9 protein-coding genes are annotated in these 12,839 nt (G+C 45.5%); 5 read left to right on the forward strand and 4 right to left on the reverse strand.

Features of this window, described 5'->3' with window-relative positions:
- Positions 1-40: 40 nt before the first annotated feature.
- Entirely contained in the window at positions 41-1,534 is a 1,494-nt protein-coding gene (locus tag PTW35_RS09755; RefSeq protein WP_281024816.1) for a DUF1254 domain-containing protein, read from the reverse strand.
- A 127-nt stretch (positions 1,535-1,661) separates the two neighbouring features.
- On the opposite strand from PTW35_RS09755, the gene PTW35_RS09760 reads away from it, so the two are divergent.
- Both PTW35_RS09760 and PTW35_RS09765 read left to right on the forward strand, forming a co-directional pair.
- Positions 1,662-2,591, forward strand: coding sequence for a LysR family transcriptional regulator (locus tag PTW35_RS09760; protein WP_281024817.1), 930 nt, complete (start codon positions 1,662-1,664; stop codon positions 2,589-2,591).
- A 1,072-nt stretch (positions 2,592-3,663) separates the two neighbouring features.
- Positions 3,664-5,151 carry an alanine/glycine:cation symporter family protein gene (locus tag PTW35_RS09765; RefSeq protein ID WP_281024818.1) on the forward strand — a complete coding sequence of 496 codons (1,488 nt, stop codon included), beginning with the start codon at positions 3,664-3,666 and terminating at the stop codon, positions 5,149-5,151.
- 95 nt (positions 5,152-5,246) lie between these two features.
- On the opposite strand, the gene pepT is transcribed toward PTW35_RS09765, so the two are convergent.
- The 3 genes from pepT to PTW35_RS09780 all read right to left on the reverse strand — a co-directional run bounded on the left by pepT (position 5,247) and on the right by PTW35_RS09780 (position 8,971).
- On the reverse strand, positions 5,247-6,488 hold the full coding sequence (pepT, locus tag PTW35_RS09770) for a peptidase T (protein ID WP_281024819.1): 1,242 nt from the start codon (positions 6,486-6,488) through the stop codon (positions 5,247-5,249).
- A 77-nt stretch (positions 6,489-6,565) separates the two neighbouring features.
- On the reverse strand, positions 6,566-7,927 hold the full coding sequence (gene dcuC / locus PTW35_RS09775) for a C4-dicarboxylate transporter DcuC (protein WP_039464047.1): 1,362 nt from the start codon (positions 7,925-7,927) through the stop codon (positions 6,566-6,568).
- Between the two features lie 183 nt (positions 7,928-8,110).
- A complete protein-coding gene (locus PTW35_RS09780) occupies positions 8,111-8,971 on the reverse strand; it encodes a MurR/RpiR family transcriptional regulator (RefSeq protein ID WP_044623437.1) in 861 nt (286 codons plus the stop codon).
- Positions 8,972-9,636: 665 nt separating this feature from the next.
- Between PTW35_RS09780 and PTW35_RS09785 the strand changes: the two genes are divergently transcribed.
- From PTW35_RS09785 to PTW35_RS09795, 3 genes are all read left to right on the forward strand, one after another.
- Complete coding sequence (locus PTW35_RS09785) at positions 9,637-11,622, forward strand: bifunctional metallophosphatase/5'-nucleotidase (RefSeq protein WP_044623438.1); 1,986 nt, start codon at positions 9,637-9,639, stop codon at positions 11,620-11,622.
- A 245-nt stretch (positions 11,623-11,867) separates the two neighbouring features.
- Positions 11,868-12,407: a DUF3332 family protein gene (locus tag PTW35_RS09790; RefSeq protein WP_281024820.1), complete on the forward strand. Its 540-nt coding sequence runs from the start codon at positions 11,868-11,870 to the stop codon at positions 12,405-12,407.
- A gap of 155 nt (positions 12,408-12,562) precedes the next feature.
- The gene (locus tag PTW35_RS09795; protein ID WP_044623440.1) at positions 12,563-12,838 is read left to right on the forward strand and encodes a hypothetical protein; all 276 of its coding nucleotides are present in this window, start codon (positions 12,563-12,565) and stop codon (positions 12,836-12,838) included.
- The last annotated feature ends 1 nt before the right edge of the window (position 12,839 follow it).

The following is a 12,839-nucleotide window of genomic DNA, read 5'->3' on the forward strand; positions in this document are numbered from 1 at the left end:
CCTCGTCCTTGAGGTGATGCTGAACTGGATTTCGATGTCGTTACTCAGAACGGGTTATCTTCTGAAAATCTGATGGTTTCCAAGAGCCATCAAACCAAGCTTCAGTTGGTCCATACATACGAAACAATACGTTGAAACCTTTACCTGGTACGGTTTGAACCCAGTTTTTCTCATAACCTTTTGGCGCAACCGGTGCGAAATGAATCGTAATCGATCCATCTTCATTTTTGCGAAGCCCCTTACTGAGCCCATCTATGCCTGCGCTTGCTTGATCAGTCTCTAACATGGATCTGGTTTGATTGTCGTAGACCATAAACGACCAAAACTTAGTGGCTGGCGCATTTGGTGGTAGCGTCACAGTGTAGTGCTCGGAACCATCCAGTAATTGATTGTCACTATCTCGGTTGCCGACTCGGTAATCAGAACCCCGGCCGACTGTTTTTGTTACCATATCTGGCGTGATACCCGTTGCCATGAAGTGGAACATCGCTCGATCATCGGCATTGATGACACCATTTTCATCATGGAACTCATGGCCATTAATCAAAGGAGTAAACCAGTTGCTATCCTCGTAAGTAATGAGTGATTCATCAGGGTAGAAGTAATAACTCCTCGCTTCTGCTGTCGCGATTTTAGCGGCTTCCTCAAGAATGCCTTGCATACGGGCATCAGGCTGGAACGGCTTGCCTTTTTCAATACCAATTCTTTTCGCTAACGATAGCCATTCAGGATCAAATATTTCCTTAGGTTCATACTGAATCAGTGCATTAATTTCGTCATAGAACTCGTGGTTCATTGCATGTACGGTGTTGTACTTAATACCGGTAATATTCAAGAACTCCGTTTGGTTCTTTTTGCCATACGGATACAGCTTCATTGTTTTTTTCAGCTGGCTGACGTCATGTTCTAACGTGGAAGGCGTTGTGATAATACGAACTAGCAACCAATGTTGATAACCGTCTGTTTTGACGTGGATATAACCTTTTGGCAGCTCGCCTTGATAAGATGTGTGATAGAAGAAATATTTGCCACCCTTCCCTTGATCTTGAGGATGGGTAACACCTACTCGGGATGTGAACTTAAACGCAGCGTTATCCACCAAACCGAGTATTGGCGTACCGACCTCTAGCACCACGGGGCCATCTTTCACATCAATTTCTGACGAAACATATGGGGTTGTCGTATTTGCGGTAAGCCAAATACTGTTCGCATTTAGCATCCCTTCAGAGATGGCAATGGTTTTGTTGGGCTCCATACCAACACTTTCATGGCCGAGTAACAGCCCTTGTATAGACGCAACCGGTATACCAGATAGAAAAACACGAACGGCATCTGCAGTGTCAACAAAGTCTGACGCTTTAAGGTGTGTGTCCAGCGATGGGGCGCCATCTGTATAATTGAGTTCACCTAAATACTTAGATTCAACATGGTTAGGAGTAATAATAGAAGGCGGAACATCTGCTTCAAACGTCGCAGCTGTCGCTGAAGAAATAGTATTAACAAATACTAGGGTAGAGAGTAATTTATATTTCATACTCAACCTCTTTAATATATATTTCTAGTTGATGAGGTTGATACTAGTATTATTCTAAATTTGCATCTAACTACTTATAGTAATATGCTGACATTACCGAAGTGAATAATTATCTCATAGCCACCCGATGAATAAGCAGCTATCAAGAATCGACTTAAACTTGTTGATTACGTTAGATACTTTACTCAAAGAGAAAAACGTAACACGCACTGCAGAGGTCCTTTTTGTCTCCCAGCCCGCGGTAAGTAGAGCGCTCGGCCGGCTACGAGAAACATTCGACGATCCTCTGTTTACTCGGGTCTCCAATGGGTTAATTCCAACCGAAAAAGCCCTGCACATCGGCAAGCAACTTGAAGTCATCATCCCTCTTCTACAAGGTGTATTCCTATCCGAAGACTTTACCCCTGAGAAATGTGATTATAGCTTCTCAATTGCATTACCAGCCTTTCTTTCTAGCGTTCTCCTGCCCAAACTCGTGTTAGAAATAAATCGCGTTGCCCCCAAGGCTCGAATCACAGAACTGCCTGCAAAAGCAAACCCTTACCCTTTAATTGATCAGGGAAATCTAGATTTTTCGATCCATTACGCTCCCTCTCCTAACGAAAAATACCTTTCCACAGAAATCGGTATATTAAAGCCTCAACTTTTTGCTAGGAAAGCACACCCTCTATTCAAGAAAGAAGACCTTAAGCTTGATGATACTTCCGACTACCCACTAATAGGAATGCTGGTAGAAGAGGACCAATATCAATCTTTTAGCGCACCAATCATGAATATATACCGAGATCTGATGCTAGATAAGAAACCAATGCTGAGAAGCTCTCAGACACAAGTTCTCGTGGACGTGATGAAGGACTCGGACTCCATTATGTTTGGTACTAACTGTGTAAGCGCCCTGAGTAGTTTCGGCAACGAATTCGACCTACTACTCTCACTCGATCATAAAGACGAACACCACGTACCTATTTATCTGGTTCAGCATACGAGAAACAGAAACAACCCCGCTCACCTATGGTTTTCTAGCCTTATCGTCAAAGAGATATGCAAGATAATCTAAAAAGCATCTCAACATGAAGGCTTGACCCATCACAAGTTCTCGCGCTGGACTTGTGATTAAAAGAGCCGCCTGTTGACGAGCCTTCTTCCACCTTCCCTCTATACAATCTTTTTTGTATATGCAAACTTGCCCTAACCCCATCTTCTTTATTTTTGTGTTTCCTCTAAAAAATACATTAAGTCGATACTCAATAAATTACAGTGCAATTACTATGGACTGGTGGTATGGCTTTTAGCCTGCCACTATCTGTAAGTTATAAATAGAGGTATTGGAAACAGTATGCAGGATCTGCCAACTTGCTCTCAGTGCGGCCAAGATGAAGAGTTTCTGGTTACAGAAACGGGGGGCTATGTGTGTATCTGCGGCCACCGATTCGAAATGATGGCGCTTGATACAAATAATGATGAAACCCAACCTTTTACCTATCAGGAAGATAAACATTCCTCTGGTAAAGTGCCATATCAACACAACTCCTCTTGCTCCCTCCTTCATTAACACACGCTGTTAAATTGCACTTAACTGGTTAAAACCGCTTTTACAGAGCGGTTTTTGATTAACTTAATCATGAAATAATATTCATCAATCCATTCAAAAAGCTTTACAGCCATTCTCAAATGTTAAGAATAATCGAAATTCAACCAACATCCAGCGGTTAAATATTCTGCATTTTTTGGTTAACGCAGAGTAAAAAACAAAAATATCATCAATTGAACACCATTCAGTTGACACCCTTCCAAAATCTCACAACACCAAGATAAAATACTGAAATTAAATAACCAATTAAACAGAATGAAGTACTGCAAGCCAAATCCTCACAATTCTCATTCATAAAGCGTGACATATATCACACTGAAACAGGCAAATTTCGTGCTAACTTACAGCCCCGTCTACAGATGAAACACCTGATTCTATGTTTCACAATTGTAACTTCAACAAGTTACACATGGCTGGATCTAACCAGCAAATAACAAATATAAATTCAGAATCATATTCATGAACTGTCATGTAAATGGACGTTTCAGTTTGCTTAACCAACCGCTAATTGGTTGAGTGTCATATACAGGAAATTAGTATGAGTGTTACAAACGAAACTTGGTTGACCTCGCTGAACGATGGTTTAGAAACTATCATCGGCGCAATTAACGGTGTACTTTGGGGCCAACTCCTTGTTTACCTACTGGTAGCAGTCGGTATTTACTTCACTTTACGTCTCGGCTTTATCCAAATTCGCCAATTCCGCCATTCTGTTGATGTCCTTAAAAGCGGTAAAGATGTTGATAACGGTATCAGCTCTTACCAAGTGTTCTGTACATCAATGGCAGCCCGTGTAGGTACTGGTAACATGGCTGGTGTCGCCGTTGCTCTGACAGTCGGTGGCCCAGGTGCTATCTTCTGGATGTGGCTGATTGCCCTATTCGGTATGTCTACAGCCTTCATCGAGTCAACACTGGCACAGATCTACAAGACTAAAGATATCGATGGCCAATACCGTGGTGGCCCTGCCTACTACATGGAGAAAGGCCTGGGTATGCGCTGGATGGGTTCACTGTTCTCTGTGTTCCTGATCATTGCATTCGGTCTTGTCTTCAACGCCGTTCAGGCAAACACTATCACCGATGCGCTAAGCCACTCTTTCGGCTTGGACGAAACCATGATGGGTATTGTGATTGTTGCTTTCTCTGGCTTCTTCATCATGGGTGGCCTGCGTAAGATTGCAGCGGCTTCGGCGAAGATTGTTCCAGTTATGGCAATTGGCTACCTAGCAATCGCACTCATCATCGTGATCATGAACATCACTGAGCTTCCAGCTGTTCTAGCGCTAATCGTTAAGAGCGCATTTGGCTGGCAGGAAGCAGCAGCCGGTGGTGTGGCTTACACCATTGCTCAGGCAATGCAAAGCGGTATCGCACGTGGTCTTTTCTCGAACGAAGCAGGTATGGGCTCTGCAGCTAACGTCGCAGCAAGTGCTACGCCAAACCCGAACCACCCAGCGTCACAAGGTTTCGTTCAGATGCTAGGTGTGTTCGTTGATACTATCGTTATCTGTTCAGCATCTGCAGCAATGATTATGCTAAGCGGTGTGATGGATCAGCCAAACGCAGCAACCGGTATCAGCCTGCTTCAGCAAGCCCTGACCAACGAGCTTGGTAGCTGGACAACCTACTTCATGGCTGCAGCGATTCTACTGTTCTGTTTCTCGTCTATCATCGCGAACTACAGCTACGCTGAAACTAACGTTATGTTCCTGAACGGTAACACCAAGAAAGGCCTATTCGCCTTCCGCGTATGTGTACTTATCATGGTAATGTTCGGCTCTGTTGCTTCACTACCAGTTGTTTGGAACCTGGCCGATGCCTCAATGGGTATGATGGCGCTGATCAACATCGTTGCTCTAGTTATGCTGTCTAAGCTGGCAATCAAGGTTATCAAGGACTACGAGACACAGCTGAAGGCTGGTAAGACACCTGAATTCGACCGCTCTAAGTTCCCTGAGCTGGACGATCTAGACGGCGCATGGCACCCAGAAGGCACTGAGCCTGTGGCTGCTACCAGCAAGTAATTCTATCTTAGAATCAAAAACAAAGAGCCAGCGTTCAGAAACGCTGGCTCTTTTCTTTTATCGGATAGCTAAGTCTGTGGTCCCCCACCTTGAGCTTACTTGGCAAACCTCTCGGCCGTAATGCGGATCACATCCACCACGACATCACTCGCCGCCTGCAATGAATTCACCGGCAAATATTCGTAGATCGAATGGAAGTTGTGCGCACCAGTAAAGATATTCGGGCATGGGAGGCCTTTTTGCGATAGCACCGCCCCATCATAGCCCCCTCGCATTGGAATCGCCCTCATCTCGATACCGTTGCGCTGATAGGCCTCTTTAGCGATATCGATAGGGAAGCCAGCCTCTCCCTCCAAACTATTGGCTACGTTCTCGTAACGGTCAGACAGCTCGATATCGATACGCCCCTCTCCCCATAGCGCTTGGCAGCTATCGGCAAGTTGCTGCAAGAAGGCCATACGATCCGCATAACCCTGCTGACTAAAGTCACGAATGTCCATCTTCAGCACTGTCTTAGCACTGTTACCTGCCATTTCTTTCACCCAATAATACCCTTCTCGTCCTTCGGTATACTCAGGTGCCTCGCCCGCAGGCAGCATGGCGATGAACTTATGCGCCATCAACAGCGAGTTCTTGAGCTTACCTTTCGCTGACATCGGGTGGGCAGATTGACCGGTGAAGGTTACAACCGCATTGCCGGCATTCCAGTTTTCATGGACAAACTCGCCAATACCGCAACAGTCGAGGGTATAGCCAAAGTCAGCGCCGAAGCTTTCCACATCAAACGCCTTGGCACCACGCAACCCTTGCTCTTCATCAGGCAAAAACGCCACTTTCACCGAGCCGTGCTCGATCTCTGGATTGGCTTTCAATACTTGAAGCGCATGCATAATCGCTGCAATGGCTGCTTTATCATCAGCGCCCAGCAAACTGGTTCCATCCGTCACAATGATTTCCTGCCCTTGATATTGGGCGATTTCCGGAAACTCTGCCTCCTTGAGCACAATATCCAATGCAGGGTTCAACACAATGTCGCCCCCCTGGTAGGACACAATATTGGCCTTGGTGTCACTGGTTTGTTCGGCACTGGTATCGAGATGGGCAAAGAAAGAAACCGTTGGCAGATCTTTATTGGTATTTGCCGGCAGCGTAGCGGTGAGAATCGCCGTATCGCGCAACACGATATCTTCCAGACCAAGCCCTGCTAGTTCGGTCTTGATCAGCGTTGCCAATTCCATCTGTCCCGGAGAGGAAGGCATGATACCAGCGGCACCTTTCTCACGACTTGTTGTGGTATTGATACGGGTATAATTGATAAATCTTTCGACAATATTCATTTTCAGCTCCGTTCTGAATCGACAATACGGCAGAGGTTCACTCTGCCGTATGATTGTTATTCTTTTATGCTTATTGCTTACACAATCACTTGGGAGCAAATCATCACGGTAAGCAGGCCACCAAGCATTGGGATTGCTGTTCGCTTGGCCAGTTCAATCGGCGACACATTGGCAACAGCCGCACAGGCAATAACCACCCCGGCTACCGGTGAAGCTGAACGCATCAAGCCTGCTGACAACTGCATCGGAAGCGCGACATGCGCTGCAGCCGTACCCACCTGAGAAGCAACATCTGGTGCAAGGTTTGAGAAGCTAAAGAATGCCGCATTACCCGAGCCAGAAAGCATGGTGATAGTGATGATAATACCCACCAGCATCACAACCATGGCTGAATAGCCAAGACCCAGGTTAGCCGCAGAGTTAAGCAGCAGGTCGATAAAACCAATTGCGCTTAGGCCAACCACGAACACTTGCGCGGCAATAATCAGGGTTACTACACCCGCAAACACACCGCCCATGCCTTCCAGGTACACTTTCAGTGATGCCGCCACCGTTTTACCGTCTCGGGTATAGATGAAGTCACACACCATAGAAACAAACAAGGCAATGAACATCGCGGTGACCACATCCATCTTGATCGACGTAATGGCGAACTTACTGAAGGTCAACAGCAACATCAAAGGCAGGACAGGCAGGATAGCGAACCATTTTGGCGCTTCACGCTGCTCTTTAGAATCCAGGTTGAACTCATGGGTCACACCGTTTTCCTGATCCTTGCGGTCAAAGTAACGCTGACAGAAGAAGTGGAGCACAGCAATCACCGCCATGGCTGCCAGCGATACCGGTAGCTGGTAGCTCGCAAAGTAAGTGGCAACATCAATACCTGACACTTCTGCCGCTTTATTCGCCGCTGATGACGCAGGGCCAAGATCCAAACAGCCCGTGGTCGCGACAACAGCCGCCGCGGCCGCTGGGTTACAACCGACACCGACCAAAACCGGGTACATGGCCACCAATAGCAATAGCGCTAACCCTGTAGCACTTGGAATAAAGATATTAATCAGCTGGCCAATAATATAGGCCATCGCCAATACCACATATGGGTTTTTGACATAAGACAGCGGTTTGGTCGCGATTTGCACCATGGCATTGGCCGCCCCAATGTGTCCCATATATTTAGAGAAGCCACCAACAGCCATGATGATCAGACCCAGCTTGGCCAGCGTGGTCGATGAAATCACTTTGATCACTTCAAAAAAGTCGACAATAACCGAACCAGTATGTGCCCCGCCCTTTGGCATGAAATCGGTGTTACCGCTTATCACCCCTAGAGCAATCATTAGCAAGCCGGCCAAAAACAAGACAGCCTGTGTATTATATTTTTTGACGATAAAATATCCCACACCAAATATGGATGGAAGAGCAAGGTATGTAATCATTTATAACCCCTTCAATAGAGAAGCAATGGAATTGTATTTATTTCACAAATGGTTTTAATTTTATAAACACAACAGCGCAACAACGGATTAGCTCGGCTCCCTGCAGGGATATATACCCACAACAAGAAGTAACGCGTAGCCTGCACTGCTGAATTAATTAAAATATTTTAAAGTGGAGAGTTGTTAGCTTTTAAATACACTGAACTCGTCGAATAATCCTTCTATTCGTTTAAATCGATTATCTTTTTCTTGATGCAGAGAAAGACCTTTAATAAACGCCTCAATCAATGCAAAGCCCGCAGCCCGATTATTGAAGAACCCCCTCCCTGCACTTTCAACAATAAACTGTACATCGCAATATGACACGAACGGGTTTACCGGTTGATCCGTCACCAATATGTTATGCCCACCGCACTCATGGAACCACCTCACCAGCTTGATCGTAATCGAGGAATAACGGTGGTATGAAATCGCTAACAGCACATCATCTTTACTCACATCGACCAATTGATGCGGCAGTGTTGAGATATCCGCTTTCAACAGCACCACATCTTTACGTAAGTATCTCGCCAATAAGTAGAAATATGTCGCCAGTGCTTCTGATGAGGCACTTCCCATGACATAGAGCTTGCCTGTTGTATGGCGCATCAGTTTCATGGCTGATTTAAAGTCTTGCTCCGATAATCCATTGAATGTCTTATCAACATTATCTATTGTTTCTTGATAATGGTTCGCAAGCAGACCTTCTATCGTATCCTGTGATGGTTCATGGGTATGATATTCATAGCGCTCGATAGGCGTTGTTAACGTCTGCGCCAAGTCATCAGAGACTTCTTTTTTAAATTGAATAAAACCGCTAAATCCTAACCGTTGCAGAAAGCGCCCTAATGTCGCCTTGCCTACCCCAATTTGTTTGCAGAGTTCATCGATTTTTGCAAACGGCAACATGGTGTAGTGGTCCATAAAATATGCCGCAATTCGTTTTTCTGCAGCTGTATATGAATCAAATTTATTGACCGCACTGATAAACTCTTGCTTATTCATGGGTTTTATTTCCCGTGATTCTCTTTATGTGGGAAATTTTTCCACTCAGACGAAAAATAGGCAAGGGAATACGATTTTCCCAGCATAATTTTGTGATCACCCGCTTAAGCAATACACGTCATCATCAAGCTTTAAACCTTTCTTGATTATCCCATCACAAAAAGTTAACAGCCAATGCTTATAGAGAATGTCATTTGGGCCCCAGCATAATGCTATTTTCTTATTTCTTTTGAAACACAATAAGGAGCATTTAAAATACAGGTTATATTTTGAGTTAAATCAATTTAGATAATATGGGGAATTTTATTCACGGGATATTTTTCCCAATGCGGCCACCATGGTCAATTAAGCAACGCCATATTGCTCACATAAGCAGCAGCGCAATTTTCAGTACACTTCGTTACAAGTTTATACATCACCAAACAAAGCCAGATTTTTCGCCCCCTGTCCTTTACATTCAATAACCTGCAATCATCTAGCAAACGATAAGCACAAACGTTTGCTCTGGATTGAAAAACTGAGAAATTATGTCTCCGTTTTGTAATTGCCCCTCTGTTTTATCTCGTATATAGTTCGCAAGCCTTGCTTATTTAAGGCTTTTCTCAGGGATAAATCGCCACTCACTCCGATTTATCATCAACAGATAATTATAAATAGGTTGTCTAATGAACTTTTCTAAGCCTCTTATTGCGCTTTCTGTCGCCGCTGCACTGGCCGGTTGTGCTCAGTCCACTGTCGAGACAGGAGATTCTTTTACCCTGACCGTCGCGCATATCAACGATACGCATTCAAATTTCGACCCAGTCAAATCGAGTTTCAAGGCCAATGACACCCTAGTGTACAACGAGTTTGGTGGCTTCCCGCGATTACAGACCATGGCTGATGAATACAAGAAAGCAGCCGAAGATAATAACCAAAGCTTTCTTTTCCTTCACGGCGGTGACGCATGGCAAGGCAGTGCTTACTTCAAGTTAAACGAAGGTGCTATGAATGCCGAACTACTCAGCCGATTGGGGCTAGATGCAATGGCTCTGGGCAATCACGAGTTTGACCTGAACAACACAAAGCTCAACCAGTTCATCAGTGACATTAACTTCCCAGTTCTTGCAGCTAATATCGACACCAGCAACGATCCAGACCTCAAAGATCAAACCAACCTCAAGCCTTACATTGTTTTCGCCTTCGACGGTAATCAGAAAACAAAAATCACCGACCTAGATAACCTACCTGCAGACAAAGACCTTGTTGCGGTATTCGGTATCGCGCTAGACGACATGCCAAACATTGCACCTAACACGGGTAAGGTCGAATTCCACAACATGGTGGAATCCTCGCAGGCAACCGTTGACATGCTGCAAGCCAAAGGGATCAACAATATCATCGCGGTGACCCACATTGGTAACGCCGTTGATGTTGAGGTCGCCTCACAAGTAAACGGTATCGACCTGATCGTTGGTGGCCACTCCCACACCCTACTGGGTGACTTCACCAACCTTGGCCACAACCACGGTGGCGAATACGCCCAAATGGTTCAGAACCCGAATGGCCAAAGCCAAACCTGTGTAGTACAAGCAGGCCAGTATGCCCAAGCCATCGGTCAGCTAGACGTAACATTTGACGCTGACGGCCAAGTTACCAACTGTGCCGGCTTGAATGTACTTCTAAGTAACGATGAATACTTCCATTCCCCGATGCGTGAAGCTGGCAGTGAATTCAGCGCAACTGAAACAGCGTCTGTCGTTAGTTTCATCGAAGGTGAAGACAACATCACCATTACTGAAGAAGAAGCAGTAATGCGCCAAATCATCGACACTAAGTACAAGCCAGCTGTCGACGAAGCTTACGGTAAAGTGATTGCTCAAGTTCCAGAAGAAATCAACCATGAGCGTCGCCCTGGTGACGGAGGCACAGACGCGCACGGCTCTGATGTTGCCCCTATCCTGGCCGCTGGCCAATACTACTGGGCTAACTCTCCGGAAGTGGTTGCTGTTACTGGCATGAAAGTTGACTTCTCGTTGATTGGGGCCGGTGGTATTCGCACCAACATCGAAGCAGGAGAATACCGTGAGGGTAATGTATCGCTAGAGCTACTCCCTTTCTCTAACTTCATGTCTGTTGTTCCGGTGAAAGGCAAGTACATCAAAGAGCTGATCGACGGTACTGTCACTGCGACACTACCTGAAGGCTCTCACGCAGGTAAGTTCCCATACGGCGGCCACATCCGTTACCAGTACACCGAAACCACGCCTTACCAAAGCGGCAAACTGGATTACGTGGAAGTAATGACCGGCACCGCTGATGCGCCTATCTGGACACCAATTGAAGACAACAAGACCTACAACGTCGCTATCAACAACTACAATGCAACGGGTAACGATGGCTGGACTCCGCTCTTTACTGCCCAGCAGAAGTCTTCAGGCCGTGTCGACCTTGCCTATGTCGATGGCAAGCTAACAGGCTTCAAAGTGAAAAACATCGTAGAGGCCGGCGGCCGATTCAAGGTGAACTACCAAGGCGAAGCGCCGAACTGTAAGGCTGACAACGTCCGCTGCAATACCGATGCACAGGCTGTTATCGACTACATCGCTGACAACATGCCGACTCTTAAGCCGCTTGAGTACAATGTGGTGACATTGAATCGCGCAAACTAATATCAGTTAATTCACTATTACTGGTTAATACTAGATGAAGGGCCTTAGGGCCCTTCTTTTTTGTCTCCCACACCAGAAGAAAAAATTTCATTTAAATAAATCAATTACAACAACAAGTTAAAACAAACCTGCTTGCTAAAAAATACGATTAAATATAATTGGCGCAATTTGGTAAGAATCACCAATAAACATTAAATATACTCCCCGGCGCAAACAATAACTTATTATTTTGTACAGGAAGCAACATGAACAACATCGTATTAAAAGCGGTAGGAATAACATTATTTGCATCAGCACTGACCGGGTGTGTGGGAAGTAATGCGGTGACCGGAAAAGTAATGAAATTTAATGTTGAAGCTGTTGATAACCGCTATGCTCGTGCTGGTGTTAACTTTCTTCTCGCGCCTGTCTACGGCATTACCAGTGCGGCAGACTACGTCGTATTTAACTCTTTGGAGTTTTGGACCGGTAAAAACCCAATTACGGATTCTCCACATATCTTTGACAGTAAGGTTGAGACACATATCAAGGTTAATGACGATCTTGACCCAAGCCTGCAAGAGGCTCCTATTAGCCCTATTTCAAACAACCGACAGATTGATACCGGAGAGATGATTCAGGCTGACGAGAACTCTGTCAAAATGCATATTGTCTACAACAATGGCGAGACCGCTGTGCTTGAAGGATTCAAGAATGGTGAGAACGTCAGCTACTACATGGATGGCAAACTGGTCGCCCAAACCACCATTGCCAAGCTAGCAGCGCTCAACAGCCACGCAGTGTAAAACCCCCAACGAATCCTTTTGGGAAAGCTCCTGACATATGCCATTAGGAGCTTTCTTTCATACCACAACGACGTCAGCCTCTCTCCCCCAAGCCTAGCCTCCTATCACCAAGCACGCTACACTACCCCACTTTGAACACAGTCACTGATTCACCGATGAACAAAAACTCTTCATTATGGCAACGCCTCAAAACAGCCGCCGCAGACGTCCTTGATTTTCAATCACGCGTTTGGGTTGTCAATATTCGTAGCAGTACCTTTCAAGATGAGTCATTTGTGGTCAGCGAGGATAGTTTCAACCAGCCATTGCAGTGGATGAAGAAGAAGCAATTTGATGCTGAGATGCTAGAAAAGGTTGAAGCGATGAAAGTATCACAGGTATTGGTATTTCATATAGAGGACGTGAGATACCGGTTGCTTCGGGTGAAATAAA

The sequence above is a fragment of the Photobacterium sp. DA100 genome (genome assembly GCF_029223585.1).
In the GTDB taxonomy this organism is placed as follows: Bacteria; Pseudomonadota; Gammaproteobacteria; order Enterobacterales; family Vibrionaceae; genus Photobacterium.